The organism is Enterobacter sp. WI-ESBL-E8 (assembly GCF_053364895.1).
The window spans coordinates 664,628-690,432 of the sequence record NZ_JBRWXJ010000001.1; the positions used below are offsets into that span (position 1 = coordinate 664,628).

26 protein-coding genes are annotated in these 25,805 nt (G+C 59.1%); 8 read left to right on the plus strand and 18 right to left on the minus strand.

From position 1 onward, the window contains the following. Positions 1-155: 155 nt before the first annotated feature. The 3 genes from ACWHWP_RS03205 to ACWHWP_RS03215 are packed head-to-tail and all read left to right on the plus strand — an operon-like array spanning position 156 to position 2,756. A complete protein-coding gene (locus ACWHWP_RS03205; RefSeq protein ID WP_059312675.1) occupies positions 156-626 on the plus strand; it encodes a MarR family winged helix-turn-helix transcriptional regulator in 471 nt (156 codons plus the stop codon). Beyond that, a complete protein-coding gene (locus ACWHWP_RS03210) occupies positions 623-1,690 on the plus strand; it encodes an HlyD family secretion protein (protein WP_123138629.1) in 1,068 nt (355 codons plus the stop codon). The genes ACWHWP_RS03205 and ACWHWP_RS03210 overlap by 4 nt, the downstream gene beginning before the upstream one ends. Further along, a complete protein-coding gene (locus tag ACWHWP_RS03215) occupies positions 1,680-2,756 on the plus strand; it encodes a DUF2955 domain-containing protein (protein WP_447855051.1) in 1,077 nt (358 codons plus the stop codon). Before ACWHWP_RS03210 ends, ACWHWP_RS03215 begins: the two co-directional genes overlap by 11 nt. On the opposite strand, the gene ACWHWP_RS03220 is transcribed toward ACWHWP_RS03215, so the two are convergent. Beyond that, positions 2,753-4,024 carry a DUF445 domain-containing protein gene (locus ACWHWP_RS03220; RefSeq protein ID WP_021240620.1) on the minus strand — a complete coding sequence of 424 codons (1,272 nt, stop codon included), beginning with the start codon at positions 4,022-4,024 and terminating at the stop codon, positions 2,753-2,755. The genes ACWHWP_RS03215 and ACWHWP_RS03220 overlap by 4 nt on opposite strands. Before the next feature lie 170 nt (positions 4,025-4,194). Here ACWHWP_RS03220 and ACWHWP_RS03225 point away from each other — a divergent pair, with 170 nt between their 5' ends. Further along, a complete protein-coding gene (locus ACWHWP_RS03225; RefSeq protein WP_025912101.1) occupies positions 4,195-4,497 on the plus strand; it encodes a BrnA antitoxin family protein in 303 nt (100 codons plus the stop codon). A gap of 42 nt (positions 4,498-4,539) precedes the next feature. On the opposite strand, the gene ACWHWP_RS03230 is transcribed toward ACWHWP_RS03225, so the two are convergent. Then, on the minus strand, positions 4,540-5,166 hold the full coding sequence (locus ACWHWP_RS03230) for a LysE family translocator (RefSeq protein ID WP_059312672.1): 627 nt from the start codon (positions 5,164-5,166) through the stop codon (positions 4,540-4,542). A 48-nt stretch (positions 5,167-5,214) separates the two neighbouring features. Beyond that, the gene (locus ACWHWP_RS03235; RefSeq protein ID WP_059312671.1) at positions 5,215-5,958 is read right to left on the minus strand and encodes an AraC family transcriptional regulator; all 744 of its coding nucleotides are present in this window, start codon (positions 5,956-5,958) and stop codon (positions 5,215-5,217) included. A 151-nt stretch (positions 5,959-6,109) separates the two neighbouring features. Here ACWHWP_RS03235 and ACWHWP_RS03240 point away from each other — a divergent pair, with 151 nt between their 5' ends. Then, positions 6,110-7,480 (plus strand): NAD-dependent succinate-semialdehyde dehydrogenase, encoded by a 1,371-nt coding sequence (locus tag ACWHWP_RS03240; RefSeq protein WP_447855052.1) that lies wholly within the window; start codon positions 6,110-6,112, stop codon positions 7,478-7,480. A 168-nt stretch (positions 7,481-7,648) separates the two neighbouring features. Here the strand turns inward: ACWHWP_RS03240 and ACWHWP_RS03245 are convergent, their stop codons facing one another. Then, positions 7,649-8,194: a YfaZ family outer membrane protein gene (locus tag ACWHWP_RS03245; protein ID WP_063428749.1), complete on the minus strand. Its 546-nt coding sequence runs from the start codon at positions 8,192-8,194 to the stop codon at positions 7,649-7,651. A gap of 410 nt (positions 8,195-8,604) precedes the next feature. Here ACWHWP_RS03245 and ACWHWP_RS03250 point away from each other — a divergent pair, with 410 nt between their 5' ends. After that, complete coding sequence (locus ACWHWP_RS03250; protein ID WP_447855053.1) at positions 8,605-9,963, plus strand: esterase-like activity of phytase family protein; 1,359 nt, start codon at positions 8,605-8,607, stop codon at positions 9,961-9,963. Between the two features lie 87 nt (positions 9,964-10,050). On the opposite strand, the gene yjiA is transcribed toward ACWHWP_RS03250, so the two are convergent. The 10 genes from yjiA to hpaH all read right to left on the minus strand — a co-directional run bounded on the left by yjiA (position 10,051) and on the right by hpaH (position 20,912). Next, positions 10,051-11,004, minus strand: coding sequence for a GTPase (yjiA, locus tag ACWHWP_RS03255; protein ID WP_447855054.1), 954 nt, complete (start codon positions 11,002-11,004; stop codon positions 10,051-10,053). A gap of 10 nt (positions 11,005-11,014) precedes the next feature. Continuing rightward, positions 11,015-11,218: a YbdD/YjiX family protein gene (locus ACWHWP_RS03260; RefSeq protein WP_003856610.1), complete on the minus strand. Its 204-nt coding sequence runs from the start codon at positions 11,216-11,218 to the stop codon at positions 11,015-11,017. A gap of 96 nt (positions 11,219-11,314) precedes the next feature. After that, positions 11,315-13,468 carry a carbon starvation CstA family protein gene (locus ACWHWP_RS03265; protein ID WP_059312666.1) on the minus strand — a complete coding sequence of 718 codons (2,154 nt, stop codon included), beginning with the start codon at positions 13,466-13,468 and terminating at the stop codon, positions 11,315-11,317. A gap of 191 nt (positions 13,469-13,659) precedes the next feature. Beyond that, positions 13,660-14,577 (minus strand): helix-turn-helix transcriptional regulator, encoded by a 918-nt coding sequence (locus ACWHWP_RS03270; protein ID WP_047346242.1) that lies wholly within the window; start codon positions 14,575-14,577, stop codon positions 13,660-13,662. A gap of 180 nt (positions 14,578-14,757) precedes the next feature. Further along, complete coding sequence (locus ACWHWP_RS03275; RefSeq protein ID WP_059312716.1) at positions 14,758-15,267, minus strand: 4-hydroxyphenylacetate 3-monooxygenase reductase subunit; 510 nt, start codon at positions 15,265-15,267, stop codon at positions 14,758-14,760. Positions 15,268-15,284: 17 nt separating this feature from the next. Then, a complete protein-coding gene (gene hpaB / locus ACWHWP_RS03280; protein ID WP_049007416.1) occupies positions 15,285-16,847 on the minus strand; it encodes a 4-hydroxyphenylacetate 3-monooxygenase, oxygenase component in 1,563 nt (520 codons plus the stop codon). Between the two features lie 218 nt (positions 16,848-17,065). Next, positions 17,066-17,956: a 4-hydroxyphenylacetate catabolism regulatory protein HpaA gene (gene hpaA / locus ACWHWP_RS03285; protein ID WP_042717310.1), complete on the minus strand. Its 891-nt coding sequence runs from the start codon at positions 17,954-17,956 to the stop codon at positions 17,066-17,068. Continuing rightward, positions 17,928-19,280 carry a 4-hydroxyphenylacetate permease gene (gene hpaX / locus ACWHWP_RS03290; protein WP_447855056.1) on the minus strand — a complete coding sequence of 451 codons (1,353 nt, stop codon included), beginning with the start codon at positions 19,278-19,280 and terminating at the stop codon, positions 17,928-17,930. Before hpaX ends, hpaA begins: the two co-directional genes overlap by 29 nt. A 21-nt stretch (positions 19,281-19,301) precedes the next feature. Next, positions 19,302-20,099: a 4-hydroxy-2-oxoheptanedioate aldolase gene (hpaI, locus tag ACWHWP_RS03295; protein WP_447855057.1), complete on the minus strand. Its 798-nt coding sequence runs from the start codon at positions 20,097-20,099 to the stop codon at positions 19,302-19,304. A 9-nt stretch (positions 20,100-20,108) separates the two neighbouring features. Further along, entirely contained in the window at positions 20,109-20,912 is an 804-nt protein-coding gene (gene hpaH / locus ACWHWP_RS03300) for a 2-oxo-hept-4-ene-1,7-dioate hydratase (RefSeq protein WP_042717304.1), read from the minus strand. On the opposite strand from hpaH, the gene ACWHWP_RS03305 reads away from it, so the two are divergent. Beyond that, positions 20,911-21,114, plus strand: a complete 204-nt coding sequence (locus ACWHWP_RS03305; RefSeq protein ID WP_447855059.1) for a hypothetical protein — start codon at positions 20,911-20,913, stop codon at positions 21,112-21,114. The genes hpaH and ACWHWP_RS03305 overlap by 2 nt on opposite strands. Here ACWHWP_RS03305 and ACWHWP_RS03310 read toward each other — a convergent pair. From ACWHWP_RS03310 to hpaG, 4 genes are read right to left on the minus strand one after another with little or no spacing between them, the layout of a single operon-like run. After that, positions 21,107-21,487 carry a 5-carboxymethyl-2-hydroxymuconate Delta-isomerase gene (locus tag ACWHWP_RS03310; protein ID WP_059312662.1) on the minus strand — a complete coding sequence of 127 codons (381 nt, stop codon included), beginning with the start codon at positions 21,485-21,487 and terminating at the stop codon, positions 21,107-21,109. The genes ACWHWP_RS03305 and ACWHWP_RS03310 overlap by 8 nt on opposite strands. Before the next feature lie 9 nt (positions 21,488-21,496). Next, positions 21,497-22,348, minus strand: coding sequence for a 3,4-dihydroxyphenylacetate 2,3-dioxygenase (hpaD, locus tag ACWHWP_RS03315; protein WP_059312661.1), 852 nt, complete (start codon positions 22,346-22,348; stop codon positions 21,497-21,499). A 2-nt stretch (positions 22,349-22,350) separates the two neighbouring features. Beyond that, the gene (gene hpaE, locus ACWHWP_RS03320) at positions 22,351-23,817 is read right to left on the minus strand and encodes a 5-carboxymethyl-2-hydroxymuconate semialdehyde dehydrogenase (protein ID WP_059312660.1); all 1,467 of its coding nucleotides are present in this window, start codon (positions 23,815-23,817) and stop codon (positions 22,351-22,353) included. Continuing rightward, the gene (gene hpaG, locus ACWHWP_RS03325; protein WP_447855060.1) at positions 23,814-25,091 is read right to left on the minus strand and encodes a 4-hydroxyphenylacetate degradation bifunctional isomerase/decarboxylase; all 1,278 of its coding nucleotides are present in this window, start codon (positions 25,089-25,091) and stop codon (positions 23,814-23,816) included. Before hpaG ends, hpaE begins: the two co-directional genes overlap by 4 nt. A gap of 270 nt (positions 25,092-25,361) precedes the next feature. Here hpaG and hpaR point away from each other — a divergent pair, with 270 nt between their 5' ends. Then, on the plus strand, positions 25,362-25,805 hold the full coding sequence (hpaR, locus tag ACWHWP_RS03330; protein ID WP_047346251.1) for a homoprotocatechuate degradation operon regulator HpaR: 444 nt from the start codon (positions 25,362-25,364) through the stop codon (positions 25,803-25,805).

Below are 25,805 nucleotides of genomic sequence, written 5' to 3' on the forward strand. Positions count from 1 at the left end.
AGTCTGCACTGAACCCCTAAACCTGGACACCAGATCATAGAATCTGGAGTTCTTTATGAGATATCCCTTTCACAATTCCTGCTCTTTCACCTCATGTTTCTTGATACTTACCCTGATAACTATTATCGTGACTGCGTGTGACGAGAGGTTTCCCCATGAGTGAAGAAGAACTGTTCTGCCGCAGGCCGATGGGCATGCGGATGGCGATGATCGTGCGCCAGTGGCGCGCCGTGATTGACGACGCCATTCTCGATACCGGGTTAACCCAGTCGAGCTGGACGGTGATGATGCAACTGCATCAGCTAGGGGATAACGTCTCGGTGAGTGAGCTGGCGGAGGTGCAGGGCATTGAACTGCCGCCGCTGATGCGCACCCTGACACAGCTGGAAAAACAGGGTTACCTGCTGCGCACCGTATCGCCTTATGACAAGCGCATCCGGCTTCTGACGCTGACGCCTGAGGGAAAAGCTGTACTTAAAAGGCTCACCCAGGTCATTGAGACGCTTCAGACGCGCGTATCGCAAAATATCGCGCCGGAACATCTCGACGTATTCAGCGCCACCCTGAATCAAATCGCCTGCAATTTGCGGACAATCCGCGAAGAAGATAACAAGACCGAAAAATAATGACTCCTGAACAAAAGTTTGCCCGCTGGGTAAGGGTGAGTATTGCCTCTTTCCTGCTGATGTTTGTCTACTTTGTCGTCGCCGATATCTGGATCCCGCTGACGCCGGACTCCACCGTGATGCGCGTGGTAACGCCGGTTTCTCCGCGCGTTTCCGGCTATGTGGCGGCCGTGCATGTGCACAACAACAGCCAGGTGAAGCGGGGCGATCTGCTGTTTGAGCTCGATGACACGCCGTTTCGCAATAAAGTGGAAGCGGCGCAAATCGCGCTCGAGCAGGCTCGCCTTTCCAACGAACAGCTGGACGCGCAGATCGCCGCCGCGCAGGCCAGCCTGAAAACCGCGGTGCTGACCGCGCGTAACGACAAAGTGACCTTCGATCGCTACCAGAAGCTGAGCACGCTACAGAACGTCTCGCAGTCGGATCTGGATAAGGTCCGCACGACCTGGCAGAGCAGCGAGCAGTCCGTGAGCTCGATTCAGGCGAACATCCAGAACCTGCGCATTCAGCGCGGCGAGCGGGACGAGCACCGCAACGTGACGCTGCAAAAATACCGTAACGCGCTGGACGAAGCGGAACTGAACCTCGGCTGGACGAAGGTCTACGCCCAGGCGGACGGCACGGTCAGCAACCTGCAGCTAAGCCCCGGTTTTTATGCCACCTCCGGCTCGGCCGCGCTGGCGCTGGTGAACAACCAGACCGATATCGTGGCCGATTTTCGTGAAAAAAGCCTGCGCCATACCCACCAGGGCACCGATGCCGCGGTGGTGTTTGACGCCTTCCCGGGGCACGTTTTTCGCGCCCACGTGACCAGCAGCGACGCGGGGATCCTCGCCGGTCAGGAGGCCGTTAACGGCCAGCTTTCCGAGCCAGAAACCTCTAACCGCTGGGTACGTGACGCCCAGCGGATGCGCATTCACGTGACGCTGGACGAGCCGCTGCCGAAGCATCTGCCGACCGGCGCCCGCGCGACCGTGCAGCTTTACAATAGCGAAGGGCCGTTTGCGCGCTTTTTCTCCGGGATGCAAATCCACCTGGTGAGCCTGCTTCACTATGTCTATTAGCACCCTGGCGCGGGTATTTACCCCGCACGGCAACATCGTCTATACGGCAAACGACTTTCGCCAGACTCTGCGCATCGTCTTTGCCGGGATGATTGCGCTCAGCATCTCCAGCTTTTACAACACCAGCTACGGCGTCTTTTTTGTGGTCTACCCGATCATGCTGCTTTCGCTGGTCCCGGTGTTTAACCGCCACGTGGCGAAGCAGTTTATCTTCAGCGCATCGCTCAACTGCGTGGAAATGGTGATTATTATCGGCTATCTGTCGCAATGGCCGGTCATCATGACGCTGGTGGTGTTTGCCCTGTACGTGATGCGCTTTCGCTTTATGAGCAAGGGGCCGCTGTTTCTGTTCGGTTCAATGGGCGTGGTGTGCCAGAGCGTGATGCTCAATTTTATGAGCTACCCCACCACCAGCTGGCACACGCTGCTGTTTTCCAACATCGAAGCAAGCGTGATGGCGGTGTGCCTGAGCGCGCTGATGAATTATCTTCTGCCGGACGTCGAGCCGCGCAGGCCACCGCCGCTGATCGAGAAAGACGACGCCCGCGTGCGCCACGAGTCGCTGCTCTCCGGCACCGTTGCGACGCTGATTTTCGTTGTGTTTCAGATGAGCGATTTAAGCGATTCGCTCTCGGCGCTGATGGCGGGGATTTTAATCCTGTTCCCGATGCATTATCGCGGCGCGGTGATGAGCTCCATCTGGCGCGTGGTCGGCGTGGTGCTGGGCTGTCTCTATATTCTGGTCGTCCAGCTCATTCTCTACGACCACAGCAGCCATATGCTGCTGATGATGCCGCTGATCGGCCTCGGGCTGGCGTTTGGCGCGCGCCTGCACGTGATGGAGAAGGTCGGTGCCGGCGTGGGGTTCTCCAGCATTACCACCATCGGCATTATGTTCGGGCAGAACATGCACCCGGACAGCGACCTGGTGTTCAGCGATCTCTATCGCATCACCTCCGTCACCTTTTCGCTGGTGGCGACGCTGACGATGGTCTTTCTGGTGCATTTGATCCTGAACCGCTTCGAGGCGACGCGCTACATCATCGCGCCGCCCAAAGCGGATTAATGCCCCAGCACGGCGGGGAGTTGTGAAAGTAAAAACAGGATCAGGCCAATCGTCCCGCCTACCAGCGTGCCGTTGACGCGGATAAACTGCAGGTCCTTGCCGATGTTCAGCTCAATCTGCCGGGACATGTCTTTGGCGTCCCAGCTTTTGACCGTGTCGCTGATGTGGCGGGTCAGAAACGCCGCGAAATCCGGCGCGAGGCGGTGCGCGGCCTGTTCCAGATGCTCGTTCAGCGACGCCCGCAGGCTGGCGTCGTTTGTTAGCGTTTCGCCAAACCACAACCCGGCGTTGGCGATGCGCTGCTTCACGCGCGAGTCTTCACTCTGCATATCCGCCTTCAGCCACTGGCGCAGGTCGGCCCACATCTCTCCCAGATAGCGGTTAAACGCCTCGTCGTTTTTCAGGTAGTGCTTGATGTTGTCGGCTTTTGCTGCCATTTCCGGATCGTTTTTCAGGTTGTCGATAAGCTTCAGCGTGGCGCGGTCGAACGCCTGGCGGATCTGGTGCGTGCGGTCGTGGCTGATGTCGTCCAGCAGCGTGTTCACCGCGTTCGACACCATCTCCGCGCTTTGATCGCCCAGCCACTCGGTGGGCAGCACCATCGCCTTGCGCGGGTGCTCGGTCTTCAGCCAGTGGACAATCTGGTCGGCAATAAAGTCCCGCGTGCTTTCCCGCTGAATCAGGGTGATCAGGCGGTTGATGATGGCGTCCAGCAGCACCTGGTGGCGGTTGTTTTTGGTCATGCTCTCCAGCATCACGGCGCTGGTTTCGGTGAAGTCGACCTTGTCGATGGCCTTATGCACCGCGCGTTTGAGCAGACGCTGGATGCGCCCGTCGTCGGTCAGTTCGAGAAAACCGCTCATCACCTGCATCAGATGCAGCCCGACGCGCTGGGCGTTATCAGGCTTGCTGAACCAGGCTCCTATCATCTGTGCGGGCTCATAGCGGCGGATCAACGCTACCAGCGACTGGGTATCCAGAAACTTCTCCTGCACGAACTGGCCGAGATTGTCACCAATTCGGTCCTTATTGCGCGGGATGATCGCCGTATGGCGCGAAATAAACGGAATGGGCACCCGGCGGAACAGCGCAACCACGGCAAACCAGTCTGCCAGCGCGCCGACCATCGCCGCCTCGGCAATGGCCTTCACGCCGCGCACCCAGAAGGTCTGCGGCAGGAACAGGGTGGTGATAAACGCCGCGGCGGCAACCAGCAGCAGCGACAGCGCCAGCAGCTTGGCGCGTTTGAGTTCAGCTATTTTTTCCATGGGTTAAGGATAGAGGGAGACGGGGGGAATGTGCAAAGCAGGGAGCGTTATGTCATTCCCGCTTCTGGAATCTGCCTTCCGGAATTAAACACCTCTTTTTCATATTTGGTTTAATCCTTGTGCAATTTGTATATGCTTTTTTGTATATACAATCAGGGAGAGGAGCCGTTATGAGCATCGTTAAACATAAACGAGGTAGTGCGCCTGAGGTAAGCGCTCGTCGTGAGGCTGAGCTCAAAGCATTAGCTGAAAAACCAGAAGCAGAGATTGATTACAGCGATATCCCTGCCACGGACGATGAACAGTGGTCAGGGGCGGTGCGAGGAAAGTTTTATCGACCACTCAAAACTCAGGCATCTGTACGCATTGACGCCGACGTGATGGAGTGGCTTAAAAGGCCTGGGAAAGGTTACCAGACGCGGCTCAATGCTATTTTGCGTGAAGCGATGCTGCGCGATCAAAACAAAAAATAAATAGCGGGCAGCGTAGGGCTGCCCGCTATCTCAGCGTGCATTTTACAGCAGCCGCCACAGCACCCACCCACCAAACGCCATCAGCACCACCCCTGCCGTGCGCTCAATCAGCCAGAGCGAGCGGCTGAGCTTCTGCTGGACCGCGGACAGACCCATCAGCGATATCAGCGCCAGATCCCACGCCAGCACCACCAGCACCATCCAGAGGCCGCAGGTCGACTGCTGAAGCAGCGTAACGTCCGGCCCCAGCAGCGCCGTCATCAGCGCCAGATAGAACAGCGCATTCTTCGGATTAAGCAACGCCGAGCCGAGCCCCAGCAGGATCTGCTTACGCAGTGAGGGAAAGCGCTGATGGGTTTCATTCAGCGCCAGCACATGAGGTCGGCTGCGCACCAGATGCGAACCTATCCACAGCAGGTACAGCGCGCCGCAAAGTTCGATAAGCGTAAACAGCCACGTAAACTGGCGCAGCGCGCTCCAGCCGATTATCACCAGCAGGATGTACACCCCGTTGCCTGCGGCGATGCCGAAGCACAGTCCAGCGCTGCCGCGCACCCGATAGCGCGCGGCGTAGCCTACCAGCAGGAAGAAATCCGGGCCCGGGCTTAGCAGGGCAACAAAGTGCGCCAGCGCCAGGGCAAGAAAAGCGGAAGGGAATAACAGTTCCATAGCGACCTCAGTGTGAAAATCTGAGGTCAGACTACGGTGATGCCAACGCTATTTATTGTCGGATATTGATCGGCCCGTGGCGTACTGGCGCGGCGTGGCGGCGGTATAGCTGACGAAGGTTCTATGAAAATGGCTCTGGTCGGCAAAGCCGCTCTGGTAGCCGACGTCGGCAATATCATCCCCGGCGCGCAGCCGCGCTTTGGCGTACTCCACGCGGGAGATGTTGAGGAAGCTGCCCGGCGTCAGGCCGGTGTCCTGCCTGAAGGTGCGGATCAGCGTCTCCTTGCGCAGCGAGAATCGCCGGGCGAGTTCGTCAAGGGAAGGCGGTGCGGCCAGGTCGGCAAGAAACGCCTCCTGAACCTGCTGGCTGGTTGAGCGAAGCGCCTCTGCGTTATCCGCCCCGCGGGGAAGGGCTGAAAGCAGCCTGTCCACGGACGCAGGGGAGAGGGTTTCAACCACCTCCAGGTAATGCGTGAAGAGGGCAGGGGTGCGGATGACCTGAAGCGCCAGAGGAAGGTCGGCGTCGATATAGAGCATATGGTAGCTGCGCGGCTTTCCGGCGACGGGGTTGCAGCTGTGCGGCGCACAGGACGGGATCACGATGAGGTCCCCGGGGTTAAGGATGTACTCTCTGTCGTGACAGACGCAGCAGGTCTGGCCTTCCACAATCGCACCGATGGAGAGCTGAGGGTGACTATGGCGTTTGTACGCCTGCGTGCTCTGCCAGGTGCTGCGCAGCTCAAGGCCTGATGCGCGGTGAAAAGTCTGGCGGACGTGTCGGGTATCGGTCATTGGCGCTCCTTCTGGAGCTTTTTTATACCACGGCCGTGAACCGTCGGGCAGCGCTTCATTAAGAACCTTCCGGATATACCCAACTTTACGTCCAGAGCCAGTCATGTTGACTACCCTTAATACCCTAAGCGGTAAAACAAGGAGATTCGACATGGCTTATCAGACAGTAAATCCTGCCACCAACCAGCTCATCAAAGAATACCCCTCACATACCGACGCGGATATCGAAGCGGCGCTGAAGGCGGCCGATGCGCTCTACCATTCAGAATGGGCGAAAGGCGACATCAGCCAGCGTCTGCCGGTGCTGCATAAGCTCGCCGACCTGATCGACGAGCGCACCGAGGAGCTGGCTAAAATCGCCAGCCAGGAGATGGGTAAGCTCATCGCACAGAGCCGCGGCGAGGTGAGGCTGTGTGCGCAAATCGCCCGCTACTATGCGGACAACGCGAAGCAGTTCCTGGCCCCGGTGAAGTACCCATCTGAACTTGGGGAAGCGTGGGTGGAGCATCACCCCATCGGCGTGCTGATGGCCGTTGAGCCATGGAACTTCCCCTATTACCAGCTGATGCGCGTTCTGGCACCGAACCTGGCGGCGGGTAACCCCGTGCTGGCGAAGCATGCCAGCATCGTCCCGCACTGCGCCGAGGCCTTTGCCCATCTGGTGCGCGAGGCGGGGGCGCCGGAAGGGGCGTGGACTAACCTGTTTATCTCGTCCGATCAGGTAGCGAACATCATCGCTGACGATCGCGTACAGGGTGCCGCGCTGACCGGTTCCGAAAAAGCCGGCAGCGTCGTGGCCGCGCAGGCGGCGAAGCACATCAAGAAATCTACGCTCGAACTGGGCGGTAACGATGTGTTCGTGGTGCTGGACGATGCCGACCTTGATAAAGCCGTGAAGATCGGCGTTAACGCGCGGCTCAACAACGCCGGGCAGGTCTGTACCGCGGCGAAACGCTTTATCCTGCACGAGAAAATTGCAGATGCCTTCCTGAGCAAATTCACCGAGGCGTTTAAGCAGGTGAAGATTGGCGACCCGCTGGATGAAAGCACCACGCTGGGGCCGCTGTCCTCTAAAGATGCGCTGGAAACGCTGACCAAACAGGTTAACGAGGCGGTGAAAAACGGCGCGACGCTGCACTATGGCGGCAAGCCGGTGCAGCGCGACGGGAGCTTCTTCGAGCCGACGATCCTGACGAATATCTCGCGCGACAACCCGGCGTACTTCGAGGAGTTCTTCGGCCCGGTAGCGCAGATGTACGTCGTGAAAAGCGACGACGAGGCGGTTGCCCTGGCGAACGATTCCCACTACGGCCTGGGCGGCGCGGTGTTCAGCCAGGATATCGAACGCGCGAAGAAAATGGCGTCGCGGATCGAGACAGGGATGGTGTACATCAACTGGCTCACCGATACTGCGCCAGAGCTGCCGTTCGGCGGCGTGAAACGCTCCGGTTACGGACGCGAGCTGTCGGACCTGGGGATCAAAGAGTTTGTAAACCAGAAGCTGGTGGTGGTGCGTAAGTAAGAGGTAATAAAAAACCTGCCAACCGGCAGGTTTTCCATGAAGAGTACTATACCCTTTCTTGCCGGGTGGCGCTGCGCTTACCCGGCCTACAATGTGCAATAGTATCAATAGATTGCACAGTTCATTGTAGGCCCGTGCAAGCGTAGCGCCGCCGGGCGTAATACAGCCTTAGAAGCTCACGCCGCCGCCCACGTACGCACCGTCAATCAGGGTGTGGTTTGGACGACCATCTTTGCCGTCAACGCTCACGTGGCGGTAACCCACTTTCAGCGTAACCGGTTTGATTGGGGTCCAGCTTACGCCGCCGTTAGCTTCAACATAGTTTTTCACGCTGTTGTTCAGCCCGTCTGGCGCAACGTAACCTTCGCCGAAGACCTTGATGCTGTCGGTCAGAGCAACGTTCACGCCGCCGCCGATTGGGAACGCCACGCCGTTATCGCCTTTTTTCGGGCCAACGTAGAGAGCCTTAGCGCCTGCGTTCAACATCACCGGGCCGACTTCAAAGTTGTAGCCAGCACCTACGCCACCGGTCGTGGTGCCGTCATCGGTATTTTTCAGCCAGTTGCCTTCGGTATACAGGCCGGAGGTAGATTTACCCATTTCCACATTCAGGTTGGTAAAGTTTTTACCCTGCTCAATGCTGCCGCCCATTGCCAGTGCGGAGCCAGATACCGCGGTCAGAGCGGAAAGGATAAGTACGTTAAGCTTTTTCATGAGTGTTCCTCGTTATCAAATTAATCTGAGGGCACCTTAACAACGGATGTTTATGACTGCAAATGTGAGGCATGTCGCGGTTTTATGCTGATTTTGTTAGCTATTTAATTTTCATCTGTTGCTAAATTGTTTGTTTGGCGACCCGTCAATGGCAATTAAATTCACGTTTAGGAAAAGTTTAAACAGTTTGCTAAACGACGTTTGAACGAGGAGAAAAAAGCGATTTGAAATGAATTAATTAAGTTTCTAATAATTTCCAAAAGTGTTTCAGTTGTCATAGATAAAGACGTAAGTTTACATTTCTGAAGAGGGCTATACGCGCCGCTGCGTTATTTAGCGTCCCTTCCGTGTCATTTTTCTGACACGTTTCTTCATTACGGTGTTGGCTTCACTTACTGGATGCTAACAATATGAAAAGAAAAATTATTCCTGTGCTTATCGGTTGTGCGCTCTCTTTCTCTGGCCTGGCGGCACAGCCTACGGCTGAACGCTATGTCGTCAGCTTCCCCGAAGGCTCGCACGTGAGCTACAGCGGCGCATTTGCCGATGCGTTCCCGCATGGACTCCCTGTCGGCATTGGTTCTGGCCTGCTGTTTACGGGCAAGCAGGGCGATGCTCTGACCTTTGCAACCGTGACCGATCGCGGTCCGAACGCAGATGCGCCAAAAAGCGGGAAAAACGAAGCCAAAATTTTTGTCACGCCGGATTTCGCGCCGCTGCTGATGACCATCCGCGTTCAGAACGGCAAAGCAGAGGCCACTGACGCCCGCCCGCTGCATGACGATAAAGGCGAAATTAACGGGCTGCCGCTGCAAAGCGGCGTGATTGGCTCCACCAATGAAGTGGCATTCAGCGACACGTTAAAGACGCTGAAGGGGGACAACCGCGGGCTGGACACGGAAGGCATCACGCCGGACGGCAAAGGCGGATACTGGCTGTGCGATGAGTATGGCCCGTTCCTGATTAACGTCGACAGCCAAGGGAAGATCCTGGCGATCCACGGGCCGCAGGCGGCAGAAGGGGAGAAATCCATCGCGGGTGGTCTGCCAAACATCATCAAATGGCGCCAGCCGAACCGTGGCTTTGAAGGCCTGACCCGCATGCCGGACGGGCGCATTATCGCCGCCGTACAAAGTACGCTGGATATCGACGGTAAGAGCAAAAAGCAGGCGCTGTTTACGCGTCTGGTGAGCTTCGACCCGGCGACCGGGAAAACCGCGATGTACGGTTACCCCATCGACAGCGCGGCCTACGACAAAAATAGCGACGCCAAAATCGGCGACATCGTGGCGCTCGATGACCAGCACATCTTGCTGATTGAGCAGGGAAGCGATAAAAACGACGGGATGCGTAACCTGATTTACAAGGTGGATCTTAGCAAGGCGAGCGACCTGAGCGCCTTCGACAAGCCGGGCGAATACCCGGAGTTTGATGATGAGAAAACCCTGGCGCAGCGCGGCATTACCCTTGCGTCTAAATCCCAGGTCGTCGATTTGCGCGCCCTTGGCTGGCAGCAGGAAAAGGCCGAAGGGCTGGCGCTGATCGACAGCAAAACGCTTGCGGTGGCGAACGATAACGACTTTGGCGTGAAGGTGGCGATGCAAAACCCGGTCGAGGGCAAGAAGCTCAAGGATTACCGGGTGAACGCGGAAGGCAAGCTGACACTTGATGATAAACCGGTTGAAACCACGCTCAGCGTGAAGCCGCTGAAGAAGCCGGAGTCTGACAGCGAGTTGTGGATTGTGACGTTGCCGGAGGCGGTGAAATAAGTTTCCCCCTCACCCCAGCCCTCTCCCACAGGGAGAGGGGGCCGTCTGTGCAGGCAATATTTTATGGGGAGAGGGGATGCATAGCGGTTATTTCTTCAGCCCTGCAAACGCCGCCCGAATTTCCTCTTCCGGCAACTGGATGCCAATAAACACCATCACGCTGTGCGGCGGTTCATCGCCCCACGGCCTGTCCCAGTCGGCGCTGTACAGGCGCTGTACGCCCTGGAACAGCAGGCGGTTCGGTTCGCCGTCAATCCACAGCATCCCTTTGTAGCGCAGCAGCCTGTCGGCAAACGACAGCAGCAGGTTCTCCATGACGCGGGACACCTCGCTGATGTCCACCTGGTAGTCCAGTTCCACCACAATCGACGCCACGTCGTTTTGCTTATCGCCCATAAAGTGGAAGCGCGGTTTTGCGGTGACGTTCTCTTCCAGCATAAAGCCGTTAGTGTTGAATAGCTGAGACAGGTCGATATCGCCGTGCGTCACCGTGTAAACCGGCGCGCGGGAGTTAATGCGCGCCAGGCGCTCGCGCAGCTTAACGCTTTCGCCCGCCACGTCGGTTTTGGTCAGCAGGATGCGGTCAGCGTAGCCCACCTGAGACTGGGCGATGGTGAACTGGTTCATCTGGTCGTCGGCGTGGACCGCATCGACCAGGGCAATGACGCCGTCCAGCAGATAGCGCTGGCAAAGAATCTCGTGCGAGAAAAAGGTCTGAATAATCGGGCCGGGGTCGGCCATGCCGGTGCACTCGATCACCAGACGGTCAAAGTCGATTTCACCGCGATCGCGGCTGTCGAGCAGGTCCAGCAGGGCGTCTTCCAGCTCGTTAGAGCGGGTACAGCAGATGCAGCCGTTGGTGAGGGTTTTGATCTGGGTGGCGCGATCGCCAATCAGCTGGTCGTCAACGGAGACTTCGCCGAACTCGTTTTCGATGACGGCGATTTTGAAGCCGTGCTGCTCGTTCAGGATGTGGCGCAGCAGGGTGGTTTTACCGGCGCCGAGGAAACCGGTCAGCAGGGTAACGGCAATCGGGGTCATGGTCTCTCCTTTAGCAGCAGCGGACGCCGCCTTCTCCACTTCCGCCGTAGCGCGCTTCCTGACGCTCGCGGAAGAATTCGGTGTAGGTCATGTACGGCTTATCCGGATGGTTGGTCTTCATATGCTCAACGTAGTTGTCATAGTCCGGAATGCCAATCAGCATTTTCGCCGCCTGACCGAGGTATTTTTTTGCTTCGCCTAAGTTACCAAACATAACGTGTCCTGATAAGAAAAAGCCCGGTGGCGCTACGCTTACCGGGCCTACAGTACCGTTGTAGGGCGGGTCAGCGCAGCGCCACCCGCCATTGTTTTAATGGTGTGAAGAGGTCTTCACGCCGCCTTCCGGCACCGGCACGTACGGGGTTTCTTTATCCGTACGACCTTCGGCGTTACGCACCTTCAGCCAGGTTTTGATGCCGTAGAAGATGATGCTGTACACCACCACCAGGAACAGAATGCTCAGACCCGCGTTGGTGTAGTTGTTCACCACGATATGGTTCATGTTGGCAATCTGCTGCGCGGTCAGATCCGCGCCGCCTGCGGCAATCTTCTCTTTGTACTGGTTGGCCATGAAGAAGAAGCCTTCCAGCTGCGGGTTGGCGCTGAACAGCTTCAGGCCAAGCGCCCAGGTGGTGCAGAGCAGCAGCCACAGCGCGGGCACCACGGTAACCCAGATGTATTTGGTGCGCTTCATCTTCACGAGGACCACGGTACCGAGTACCAGAGCAACGGCTGCGAGCATCTGGTTAGAGATACCGAACAGCGGCCACAGGCTCTTCACGCCGCCGAGCGGGTCGACAACGCCCTGATACAGCAGGTAGCCCCACAGGCCAACGCAGCCCGCGGTACCGAGAATACCGGCGACCAGAGAGTCGGTTTTCTTCAGGAACGGCACGAAGTTACCGAGCAGGTCCTGCAGCATAAAGCGGCCCGCACGGGTACCCGCATCCAGCGCGGTGAGGATGAACAGCGCTTCGAACAGAATACCGAAGTGGTACCAGAAGCCCATGTCCGCCCACGGCAGCACCTTGTGGAACACGTGTGCGATACCCACGGCCAGCGTCGGTGCGCCACCGGCGCGGTTCAGCACGGACGGTTCGCCGATGTCTTTCGCGGTCTGCATGATCTGCTCAGGCGAAATCACGAAGCCCCAGGAGCTGACGGTCGCCGCCGCGTGTGCGCTTGCGTCTTTCAGCTGCGCCATAATCAGCGCCGCGTTGTCACCGCCCATCTCGTGCAGGTTTGGCATGGTAATGCCCAGGCCTGCTGGAGGCGTGTTCATCGCGAAGTACAGACCCGGTTCGATAATGGAGGCTGCAACCAGCGCCATGATCGCCACGAAGGACTCCATCAGCATGGCACCGTAGCCGATCAGACGCGCGTCTTTCTCGTTCGCCAGCAGCTTAGGCGTGGTACCGGAGGCAATCAGGGCGTGGAAGCCAGAGACCGCACCGCAGGCGATGGTGATGAACAGGAACGGGAACAGGGCGCCTTTCCACAGCGGGCCGGTACCGTCGATGTACTGGGTCACTGCCGGCATTTTCAGGTCCGGGTTAATCACCAGGATGCCGATCGCCAGACCGACGATCACGCCGATTTTGAGGAAGGTCGCCAGGTAGTCACGCGGGGCCAGAATCAGCCAGACCGGCAGCAGCGCGGAGATAAACGCGTAACCGATCAGCGCGAAGGTGATGGTGGTGTCCTTGAAGGTCAGCGCCGGTCCCCAGTACGGGTCGTGCGCAATCACGCCGCCGAAGTAGATGGAGGCCACCAGCAGCACGATACCAATCACCGACACTTCACCCACGCGTCCCGGACGCAGGAAGCGCATGTAGATCCCCATGAACAGCGCAATCGGCACGGTAGAGCAGACGGTGAAGACACCCCACGGGCTTTCGGCCAGCGCTTTCACCACGATCAGCGCCAGCACCGCGAGGATGATGATCATGATCAGGAAGCAGCCGAACAGGGCAATAGTCCCCGGCACGCGGCCCATCTCTTCTTTGACCATCTCACCCAGAGACGCGCCGTTACGGCGAGAAGAGATAAACAGCACCATAAAGTCCTGCACCGCACCCGCCAGCACCACGCCGGCGAGCAGCCACAGGGTACCCGGCAGGTAGCCCATCTGCGCGGCCAGCACCGGGCCGACCAGCGGGCCTGCACCGGCGATAGCGGCAAAGTGGTGACCAAACAGCACGTAGCGGTTGGTTGGCACGTAGTTCAGGCCGTCATTGTTAATGACCGCCGGCGTGGCGCGCGTCGGGTCGAGCTTCATGACCTTCTGCGCGATGTACAAGCTGTAGTAGCGATAAGCCACAAGATAGACGGAAACGGACGCGACCACGATCCACAGGGCGCTTACGTGTTCGCCCCGGCGTAATGCGACAACCGCCAGACAAAAAGCGCCGAGGATCCCGAGTAAGGCCCAGGGCACGTGCTTCAGTAGTTTTTTAGTATCCATAGTAAGACCTGGTTTTTTATGTAAAGAAAAAAGGGTCAGGGTTCGTTGTGAGGAGGTATTGATTAATGCTGGAGCGATCGTGCCAGATCCACGCGCGTGTAAAGGAAGGTAAATGAATGAGTGGTTGAAAGTACCGGGTGAGCGGTCAAAGGGGGCGACGAGCGGTTTCGGCTCGCCGCCGGTGGGGAAAATTATGTGATTGAGATCACTTGATTATTCGGGTTGCGTTCCACGGCCAGATAGCCCTCCAGCGTCCTGATGAGTTTCTCCTTCAGCCAGCTCGGCTCCAGAATCTGGATATTCGGCAGCCAGTAGAACAGCAGCGGCAGGATCTGGTTCTCGTGCGCCGCCTGGCAGCGCAGCGTGACGCCGTCCTGCTGCTCCTCCAGCAGCTCCTGTTCCGGTAGAAGATCGCGGCGCAGGAAGTAATGTGAAATATTATCTTTGATGAATATTTTCACCGCGAAAGTATCTTCAGACACCCAGGGATCGAGGCTTTTTTCTAACAGCTCGAGGACATTTTCTTCCGGGGTGAATGTCGTTTTCTGAATATCAAACCAGCTAATCTGGCTCAGCGAGAAGGATTTCAGGCGGCTATTTTCGGTGGCTTGTAAATACCATATATTTTTTTTGTTAATGAGTTTATAGGGATTAATCAGGCGGGTTTTACCCTTATAAACTATCTGGCAAACATTATGGTTTTTAATCGATTTTTCGATTTTCGTTAAATGACGGCGAATATCGCGCTGTACCGTGTGTTCGGCTTCATTAGCAAGAATAAGAATATGGTTTTCGTCAACGCGCGCTTCCAGCTTCTGCCAAAATTCCGTATTTCTGTCAGGGAAAAAGCTGTCGGCATTCAGGAAGTTAGCAAGGGTGTGATGTAAGCCTTGCCCACCGGGCGATTGAGCAGAATGGATCAGCCGATATAACCCGTTACCGGTATGTTCAACAATGGGAGAGAGGGCATTTAAATCCCGATAAACGGTGCGCTCGGTAATTTTAAATTTTTCCATTAGCGCACTGCGGTTGACCACACCGTTTAAATGTAGCTCAAGGAGAATATCGACCAGACGTTCAGCCGAGCGGCTCCGCGTCGTTTTAGCCATAAGGTCATCCTGTATATTTAGGTATGCGCTGAATGATGCGGGTGCACTGACATGCGGCGTCAGTATTCAGGCACAGAAAATTTCTCTTATGGGTATATAACGGCGTGATTTAGCGGAAACCTTAGGAGTTTTTGCAGAAAGCGGCGCTGGCCGGGAAAAAGGCCAGCGCGAGGGGGGGAATTACACGGCGACTTCCGTCTCCAGCATGACCGGGTGGAAACGGCGTTTGAAGTAGATCAGGCCGTGTCCCGCGTCACTCAGGATGATATTTTTAACTTCAACGAGATAAACAAGATGCGTGCCGATGGTTTGCACCTGGCTAATCTCGCCCTCAAGGCTGGCCAGCGCCCCCTTGAGCACCGGCTGCGCCAGCGGGCCTTTCTGCCAGCAGGAGAGGGCAAAGCGCTCCTCCATCGCCATGCCGGTCATCCCGGCGAAGTGGCGAGCCATGATCTCCTGCTCGTGGTTCAGCACGTTAACGCACAGCCTGCCGTTGCCCTGGAATACCGGGTTCATGGCGCTGTTGGCGTTGATGCACACCATCACCGACGGCGGAGTGTCCGTGACCGAACAGACGGCGGTGGCGGTAATGCCGCAGCGGCCCGCCTCGCCCTCGGTGGTGACCACATTGACCGCGGCCGACAGGCTGGCCATGGCGTCGCGAAAACGCAGGCGTTGTTCTGATTGCATGAAAACCTCCCGCTGCATTATTTCAGCAGCTTATCCAGCATGTTGATATCGCTGTTGTTGTGCAGGTGCGGCACCGTCCAGCCGTGTTGGTCGTATTCGGACATGCAGCGGTCGACCATCGCCATCATCTTGTCCATGTTGCCGGAGCTCTGCGCCTGGCGCAGACACTGCAGGCGAATTTCATCCTGGCTGCCGGAGTAGTTGATCTCATACAGCTCGTGACGGCCGCCAAACTCGCTGCCGATGGCATCCCACATCAGTTTCAAAATCTTGATGCGTTCGACGTGATCCATGCCGTTGGAGCCGCGCACGTATTTCGCCAGATACTGGTCGATCTGCGGGTTGTTCAGATCCCGGGCGCTGGACGGGAGATAGATCAGGCCGGACGTCACGTTACGCTCGATGATGTTCTTGATCTTGGCGTAGGCCATTGGCGCCATCACGCGGTAGGTTTGCAGCGCGGCGTGATCCGGCAGATACGCGCCGTTGACCCACGGGGTGGCTTCGGAACACATGGAGTCGCTCAGCGCCCAGAACATGTTGCGCCACGCCACCACTTCGCCGAGATCCGCCTGCACGCCGCGGAACTCCAGGGTACCGGTGCACTCGAGCGATTTTTTCAGCAGGGCGGTGATGAAGTCGAGCTTCACCGCCAGGCGCACGCAGGCCTGCAGCGGGTACATGCGGGCGAAGCCGCCCTCCATCGTCCAGCGACGGCAGCGGTCGAAATCGCGGTAGATCAGCACGTTTTCCCACGGGATCAGCACGTTATCCATCACCAGAATGGCGTCGTTCTCGTCAAAGCGGCTGGAGAGCGGGTAGTCATACGGGGAGCCGGTTGCGCCTGCCACCATCTCGTAAGAGGCGCGGGAGATCAGCTTCACGCCTTCGGCATCCATCGGCGCGACGAACATCAGCGCGAAGTCCGGGTTTTCGCCCATCACCTGCGCGGAGCCAAAGCCGATCATGTTGTAGTGGGTCAGCGCCGAGTTGGTGGCCACCACTTTCGCGCCGCTGACGATGATCCCGGCGTCGGTCTCTTTCTCCAGCTTGATGTAGACGTCTTTTACTTCGTCCGCCGGCTTGTGGCGGTCGATTGGCGGGTTAACGATGGCGTGGTTGAAGTACAGGCCGGTTTCCTGAATGCGGGTGTACCAGTTACGGGCGTTCTGCTCGAACTGGCCGTAGAAGGCCGGGTTAGCGCCGAGCGCGCAGCCGAACGCGGCTTTGTAGTCCGGCGTGCGGCCCATCCAGCCGTAGCTCAGGCGTGACCACTCGGCGATGGCGTCGCGCTGCTGGCGCAGGTCGTCGGCGCTTTTCGCCACGCGGAAGAACTTATGGGTGTAGCCGCCGCTGCCGGTATCGGTGCCCCAGCACAGCGTGTCCTGCATGTCCGGCTTGTGCAGCGCGTCGTACATCTGCGCGATGGAGGCTGCCGCGTTGCGAAACGCCGGATGGGTAGTGACGTCTTTGACGCGCTCGCCGTAGATGTAAATCTCGCGACCGTCCTGCAGGCTTTTTAAATACTCTTCACCGGTTAACGGGCGTTTGGCATCAGTGCGGAAATCTTCAGGCTTCATAGGGACCTCGTATCGGAATAGTGTTGTTAAATTTATGTTTTGTTTTTGTTGTTTAATTGAAGCCTGAGAGGGGCGGAACGTGAAGGGACGTTTGGGACAACGGCGGGTACTTTTCGGGTGGGATGTGGTTTTGTGATCTGTGCGGCTTTTCGGCGGGTGGCGCTGCGCTTACCCGCCCTACGGACCGTAGCCCCGGTAAGCGTAGCGCCACCGGGGAATTACGACACCGGTACTTTCTGCGCCCGGTACGCGCTCGGCGAGCACCCCACTAAGCGGTTAAAAAACCGCGCAAAATAGGCCGGATCCTTAAACCCCAGCTGCCAGGCAATCTCGCTGACCGCGCTGTCGGAGAAGAGCAGCAGCCGCCTGGCCTCGCGCAGTTGCCGGTCGAAGATCAGCCGCTTCGGCGGGCGGTTGGCGAAGCGGCGGCAGATATCGGTCAGGCGAGATTCGGTCAGGTGCAGCTCGCTGGCGTATTCCGGCACCGTCCAGTGCTGGTGGTAGTGGGCATCTATCAGCTGGGTAAAGCGCTGGAACAGCTTCAGCTCGCCGCGCATGCCGCCCGAAGCGTGGTCGTCGAGCTTCGCGTTGCGCAGCAGCAGGGTGAAGACCGCCTGGGCCAGCAGAACCAGGGTATGCTCGCGCCCCGGCAGCTGCTCCGTGGATTCCCGGGCAATCAGCTGCCAGTAGTGTTTCAGGGCCGCCAGCTCGTCCGGCCTGTCGGCCAGCGAGAGGCAGATCCCCGGCAGGCCAAACGCTTCCCGCGTGCCGGGGTAGAGCACCTCCAGCAGCGGCCAGATCAGATCCTCGCGCACCGTCAGCACGTGCCCGTCGCTGTCGGATTCGGTGATAAACGCGTGCGGCACCGACGGCGGCGTGAGGACGAACAGCGGGGCCTGCACCGAGTAGCGGTGATCGTCGAGCTGAAGCTCAATCTGCCCGGTATCGAGAAAGTGCATCTGAAAGTACTGGTCGTGACGATGCGCCTGCATGTCGCGGCCAAAAAAGGCCGCCATGCGGGCGAACGACTGGTAGTGCACATCGTCGGTGCCCAGACTTTCGTCGTACTCCTTGCTGATATCAATGTTGGCGATAGGGCTCTGGCACACGATCGTTCCTCTGTTGATCCCGCTGCGTCATCGGAATGCGCGTCAGCACCAGCGCGCCGACCACCAGCAGCCCGGCCACGAACCACAGCCCGGAGCTGAAGCTGCCGGTCGCGTCGCGCAGGATCCCAATCAGCAATGGGCTGACGGCAGAACCCACGTTGCCAATGGCGTTGATCACCGCCAGCGCCACGGCGCGTGACTGCAGGCTAATCACCCGATCCGGCGTGGTCCAGAATATGGCCATGGCGGTGAAGGATCCGGTTGAGGCCATAATAATGCCAAGCAGCTGGATCAGGCTGTGATCCGTCGCGGAGGCCAGCATCCATCCCGCCGCGGCGAACAGGTACGGCAGGATGGTGTGCTTTTTTCGCTCTTTCAGCCTGTCGGAGCGGCGGCTCCACCAGATCATGCCGAGGATGGTACAAAACTGCGGGATCGCCGCCAGCAGGCCGATGACGATGTTGCTGCTCCCCGTATTGAAGCTTTGCAGGATCTGCGGCGTCCAGATGTTGATCGCGCTGAGCGTGTTGGTCAGGCAGAAGTAGGCCAGCGTGTAGAGCAGCACCGCCGGGGTCAGCACCTCGCGCAGCGTGGATTTCGGCGTGACGGGCCGGGCAACGGCGACCTCCTGCTCGCGGGCGATCATCGTTTTCAGCGCCTGCTTTTCGTCGTCGTCCAGCCAGGTGGCCTGGTCCGGCGTGTCGTTAAGGTAAAACCAGGTCACCACGCCAAGCACCACCGACGGTAGCCCCTCCAGCAGGAACAGCCACTGCCAGCCCTTCAGGTTCCACAGCCCGTCCATTGCCAGGATGTAGCCGGAGAGGATCGAGCCGAGCATCATGGTCACCGGCATGGCAATCATAAACAGCGCGTTGGCGCGGGCGCGGTGATACGCCGGGAACCACCAGGTGAGGTAGACCAGGATCCCCGGCAGGAAGCCGGCTTCGGCAATCCCCACCAGCATGCGTAAGACATAGAGCGTGTGCGGGCTGGTGGCGAACATGGTGCAGGTGGAGGCAACGCCCCACACCACCATGATCCCGGCGATCCAGCGGCGCGCGCCGATCTTCGCCAGCATGATGTTGCTCGGGATCCCGCACAGCACGTAGGTGACGTAAAACAGCGTCGCGGCCAGGCCAAACATGGTGGAGGTGAGGCCCAGATCTTTGCCCATCGTCAGCCCGGCAAAGCCGATGTTGATGCGATCGAGAAACGAAAAGACAAACAGGATAAAGAGAAAGACGATCAGGCGCCGGAACAGTTTGTTAATGACGCGATGTTCAACAGCTTTATTATCATGGGTTTGCAGGGTAGAGGTCGTCATGGTGCGCTCCAGATCTTACGTTTAGTAGACGGATTTATTGTTATTAACTGACGTAACCGGTTTTTCGATAAAGCGTGCTGCCAGCGCTTCCGCGCCGCGGGCGAGCAGGGTGGTGTCAACGCCGACGGCAACAAATAGCGCGCCGAGTTCAAGGTAGCGTTTTGCCAGCTGCTCGTTCGCCATCAGGATGCCGGGCGCTTTACCGGCGGCGCGTATCTGCGCGATCGCCTGCTCGATGGCTGCCTGGACTTCCGGGTGCTGCGGATTACCGGCAAAGCCCATGTCGGCGCTCAGATCCGCCGGGCCGATAAACACGCCGTCGACGCCGTCCACGTCCAGGATCTGCGGCAGGTTTTTCAGCGCCTCGCGGGTTTCGATCTGCACAAGCACGCACATTGCGTCGTTAGCCTGCTGCAGATAATCCGGGATGCGGTTCCAGCGCGAGGCGCGGGCGAGGGCGCTGCCGACGCCGCGGATGCCCGCGGGCGGGTAGCGGGTAGAACGGACCGCCAGACGCGCTTCATCGGCGTTTTGCACCATCGGCACCAGCAGGGTTTGTGCCCCCACGTCCAGCAGCTGTTTGATCTGCACCGGATCGTTCCACGACGGGCGGACCACCGGCTGGCTTGGATAAGGGGCGATGGCCTGCAGCTGGGTTAAGACGGTCTGCACGCTGTTCGGCGCGTGTTCGCCGTCGATCAGCAGCCAGTCGAAGCCTGCTCCGGCCAGTAGCTCCGCGCTGTAGCTGCTGGTCAGCCCCAGCCATAAGCCAATTTGCGGGCGGCCTGCCTGCAGCGCCGCTTTGAATGCGTTTTGCATCGTTCTCTCCTAAACAAAGCGGCAGCTAATGGAGCCCATATTGCCGTAGTCTACGTGGAAGGTGTCGCCTCTGCTGGCGGGCACCGGGCGCGTAAACGAGCCGCCGAGGATGATTTGCCCCGGCTCAAGCTGCACGTCGTAAGGGGCCAGCTTGTTCGCCAGCCACGCCACGCCGTTCGCCGGGTGGTTGAGCACCCCTGCGGCCACGCCGGTCTCTTCGATCACGCCGTTGCGGTAGAGCAGGGCGGAGATCCAGCGCAGATCCAGCGCGTCGGGCTTAATCGGACGGCCGCCGAGGATCACCCCCGCGTTAGCGGCGTTATCGGAGATGGTGTCGAAGACCTTGCGCGGGCGCTGGGTCTCCGGGTCGACGTTGTGGCAGCGGGCATCGATCAGCTCCAGCGCGGGGATCACGTAATCCGTGGCGTTGTAGACGTCGAAGATCGTGCAGTTCGGGCCGCGCAGCGGTTTTGCCAGCACGAACGCCAGCTCCACCTCGATGCGCGGGACGATAAAGCGATCCACGGGGATGTCGCTGCCGTCGTGGAAGAACATGTCGTCCAGCAGCGCGCCGTAGTCCGGCTCGCTGATCTGCGAACTGGCCTGCATCGCCTTAGACGTGAGGCCGATCTTGTGGCCCTTCAGCACGCGGCCTTCGGCGATCTTCAGGCTGACCCATTCGCGCTGGACGGCGTAGGCGTCTTCAATCGTGATCTCCGGGTATTCCAGCGAGATCGCGCGGATCTGCTCCCGGGACTGCTCCGCCTGATGCAGGCGATGGGCGATCAGGGTATGGGTGTGTTTATCGAGCATGGCGATATCCTGTTTTTGCCGGGTGGCGCTGCGCTTACCCGGCCTACGGTTTGGTGCTGCTGTTGCCGGGTGGCGCTTCGCTTACCCGGCCTACGGTTTGGTGCTGCTGTTGCCGGGTGGCGCTTCGCTTACCCGGCCTACGTTCGGGGCCGTTGTAGGCCCGGTAAGCGAAGCGCCACCGGGCGAGCAGACGGCTACGTAAACAACGCGTGCACGTTGTTTTGCTTGTAATTGAGCGTCGGGTGCAGCTCGTCCAGCTCAAAGGACAGCGCCAGATAGCGGCTCGCCATCAGCTCTGCGAAGTGCGTTTTGATCAGCGCAAACAGCATTTCACCGACCTCTTCCCGGCTCTCCAGGCTGCGCCCGGCACCAATTTTGAGCGTCATATGCACAAAGGCGTAATCGTGCCTGCCGTCGGCCATCTGCCATGTGTCCAGCCAGTGGGCGCGGCTGCGGATGCCGCCGAGGGGGAAGATGCTCGTGGCGGCCAGCGCCTCGTTCACTTTGGCGAACAGCCCCGGCAGGTCGGCCTGCTCGCGGATGTTGTCGGTGCATTCAGCAATAAAGTGCGGCATGGTGGCTCCTTACGCGGGCAGGGGGAAAACGGCGTTAACCTGGCCGGTGCCGGAGCTGGCGAACAGCTCGGTGAGAAACTCCACCTTGCCGTCGTATTTGTCCCAGCCGAGCATGCCCAGCAGCATCACCGTGTCGTGCATGTTGCCCTCGCCGTAGCAGTAGTCGGCGTACTCCGGCAGCATGCTGCAGAATTCTTTGAACTGGCCCTCGCGCCACAGCTTCACCACGCGCTCGTCCATCTGGCGGTCGAACTCGCGGGTGTAGCTGTTCATCCCTTCCTCGGCGCGCTGGTCGTCGATAAAGCGGTGCGACAGCGAGCCGCTGGCGAGCACCGCCACGGTGCCGTCGTATTTTTCAATGGCGCTGACGATGGCCTCGCCTAGCCTGCGGCTGTCGGCGAAGTCGTGAACCGTGCAGAACGCCGAGATGGAGAGCACCTTGAAGTGCTTATCCGCGTTCATGTAGCGCATCGGCACCAGCGTGCCGTACTCCAGCTTGAGGCTCGGGATGTTGTGCGCTTTGGCGCGTACGCCGAGCTTCACCGCCTCGTCGGCAATCAGCTGGCCCAGCGCCGGGTTGCCGTCGTAGTCGTAGGTCATGTCGCGGATAAAGTGCGGCAGCTCGTTGCTGGTGTAGACGCCTGAAAAATGGTCCGCACAGTTGATGTGGTACGCGCTGTTCACCAGCCAGTGGGTGTCGAACACGATAATGGTGTCCACGCCCAGCTCGCGGCAGCGCTTGCTGATCTCCTTATGCCCGTCGATGGCGCCCTGTCGGCAGCCGTGGTTTTTGCCCGGCAGCTCGGAGAGATACATTGACGGCACGTGGGTGATTTTTGCCGCTAACGCCAGTTTACCCATGATCAGATCCCCCATTTTGGAATCGGATGGTCGCCCATGGAGATGCAGACGTTCTTCATCTCCGCGAACACCTCGAAGCTGTACTCGCCGCCCTCGCGCCCGGTGCCGGAGGCCTTCACGCCGCCAAACGGCTGTCGCAGGTCGCGCACGTTCTGGGTGTTGACGAACACCATGCCGGCTTCGATACTGCGCGCCAGGCGCAGCACCTTGCTGACGTCCTGGGTCCAGATGTACGACGCCAGGCCGTACTCCACGTCGTTGGCCAGGCGCAGGCCTTCCGCTTCGTCCTTAAACGGCAGCAGGCAGGCCACCGGCCCGAAGATCTCCTCCTGCGCCACGCGCATGCGGTTGTCGACGTCCGCCAGCACGGTTGGTCGCAGGAAGTTGCCGCCCTTCAGGTGCGCGGGCAGGTCGGTCGGTTTGTCCGGGCCGCCCGCCAGCAGGGTTGCCCCCTCTTCAATGCCGAGGCGGATATAGCCGGAGACTTTTTCCCAGTGCTGCTTGCTGATCAGCGCGCCAATCTGGGTGTTCGGGTCGGTCGGGTCGCCCACGCGCAGGCGGTTGGCGCGCTCGGCAAAGCGCTTCACGAATTCCGGATAGATGCTCTGCTGGATAAAGATGCGCGAGCCGGCAGTGCAGCGCTCGCCGTTGATGGAGAAGATGGTGAACAGGGCGGCGTCCAGCGCGCGCTCGATGTCGGCATCTTCAAAAATGAGCACCGGAGATTTGCCGCCCAGCTCCATGGAGTACTTCTTCAGCCCGGCGTTTTTCATGATGTTGCGCCCGGTGGCGGTACCGCCGGTGAAGGAGACGGCGCGCACGTCGTGATGGCGCACCAGCGCGTCGCCCGCCGTCGCGCCGTAGCCCTGCACCACGTTCAGCACGCCCGCCGGAATGCCCGCCTCCAGCGCCAGCTCGCCCAGGCGGTCGGCGGTGAGCGGGGAGAGTTCAGACATCTTCAGCACCGCGGTATTGCCTAAGGCCAGGCACGGCGCGACCTTCCAGGTGGCGGTCATAAACGGCACGTTCCACGGCGACACCAGCGCGCAAACCCCCACCGGCTGCACCAGGGTGTAGTTCAGCATCTTGTCGTCAACCGGGTAGGTTTTGCCGTTCATCTGCTGGCACACCTCGGCGAAAAACTCGAAGTTGTGCGAGGCGCGCGGGATGAGGACGTTTTTGGTTTGGTGGATCGGCAGGCCGGTATCGGCGGTTTCCATGGCGGCGATCTCCGGGACGTTCTGGTCGATCAGATCCCCCAGACGACGCATCAGGCGCGCGCGCTCCTTCATCGGCAGGTTAGCCCATTTCGGGAAGGCCTCTTTGGCGGCGGCGACGGCCTGATGGATTTCAGCTTCACCGCCGGAGGCGACTTCCGCTAATACCTCGCCGGAGGCCGGGTTGGTGGTGTGGAAGTAGTCGCTTCCCGCGACGTTCTTACCGTTGATCCAGTGGTTAATTTTTTTCATTTTGCAGTCTCCTCGCTGACAATTCGGTTCACCAGGCGGCCCACGCCTTCCACTTCCACGACCACTTCATCGCCCGGCACCACGTCGGACAGCCCCTTCGGCGTGCCGGTGGCAATCATGTCGCCCGGCTGCAGGGTCATAAAATCGCTCAGGTACGCAATCAGGAACGGGATGCTGAAGATGAGATCCGCCGTGGTCCCTTCCTGGCGCAGCTCGCCGTTCACGAAGGTGCGCAGGGCTAAGTTATGCGGGTCGGGAATGGCCGCTTTCGGCACGATGTTGGGGGAAATGGGCGTCAGCCCGTCGCGGCTTTTGACCCGCAGGTTTGGGCGGTAGTAGTTTTCGAGATAGTCGCGAATGGCGTAGTCGTTGCAGACCGTGTAGCCCGCAATGTAGTCCATCGCGTCGGCTTCGCTGACCTTGCGCGCGGTCTTCCCGATGACCACCACCAGCTCCGCCTCGTAGTGCATGTACTCCACGTCGTTCGGGCGGACCGAGGTCTGGCCGTCGCCGTTGAAGGTGTTCGGCGCTTTGATAAACACCAGCGGCTCGGTCGGCGGCTTGAAGTCCAGCTCGCTGGCGTGATCGGCGTAGTTCAGGCCTAGGGCAAACAGCGTGGGGTGCGGATGCGCGCCGTGAGCGGTGGCCACGTCGCGCTCGTCCACCACCGGGTTTTCCAGCGGCGGAAAACCTTCCGCCAGAACGCGCACGCGATCGCCCGGCTGCAGCGGCACGCGGGCGTGCGGGGTGCCAAGCAGGATCGCATCGCCAGGATTCAGGGTGGCGAATTCGCTCAGGGCGCTCAGCAGCTCGGCGGCGCTGCGCTGCAGTTCGGCGGTGTTCCAGTGGTCCGCTTCGCGTCCGTTAATTTCGGTGATGATGGTCAGGTTATCCACGCTATCAACGGCGACAAGTTCGCTGAGCGGGCAAAACCCGTCCCGGCACTTGGCCTTGATGGCCGGGCGGTAGAAGCTCTCTTCTGGCAGGCTCACCTCGTTGGCCAGCGCGTATCCCGCGATGTACTGGGCGGCATCTTCCACGCGCACCCGGCTGGCGGTTTTCCCCACGACCAGCGCGACCGTCGCGCCGCTTAGCACCGTTTCCCCCTGCGGGAACGGAATCGGCTCGCCGGCACGAATCACGGTATTGTGCGGCTTAATGAACCATACCGCCGTTTTCGGCGGGGTGTTGTAGGGGGCTTTTTCGAACGCCTGACGCCAGGCTTCACGCTGGCTTTGATGATTCAGCGCCACGGCAAAAACAGTACCTTTCATTCACATACTCCTCACCCCGGCGGTCCGGGTTGTGATTTCATTAATATGTTAATGATCTGTTTTTATGCTTTTGCTGTTTATTTCGCAATCAGAAGTGAAGAATTTGTGATATGAATAACAATAAATTTACATAATGGTTTTTATTGATAGATAAATCATGGTGTTAATAAAATTGACGGGTTTCTGTTAGACTTTTTGGCAGAAAAGCTGTTGTTTATAAAAACATCTTTTAGTGATTGTTTACCTGTTAATGACTGGCTGGGAGAGGCTATGCATGACTCATTAACCATCGCGCTGTTGCAGGCGCGGGAAGCGGCGATGTCGTACTTCCGACCGATTGTGAAGCGACATAACCTGACCGAGCAGCAGTGGCGGATTGTGCGCGTGCTGGCTGAGCATCCGTCGATGGATTTTCACGACCTGGCGTTTCGCACCTGTATTTTGCGCCCGAGCCTGACGGGCATTCTGACGCGGATGGAGCGCGATGGCCTGGTGCTGCGCCTGAAGCCCATGAACGACCAGCGCAAGCTGTACGTCTCGCTGACCAAAGAGGGCAACGCCCTGTACGAGCACGCCCAGGCGCAGGTGGAGGAGGCGTATCAGCAGATTGAGGCGGAATTTACGCCGGAGAAGATGAAGCAGCTAACCGCGCTGCTGGAAGAGTTTATTGCGCTCGGCAACCGCCATGTCGCCGGGCGCGGGGAAGAGGAGTGA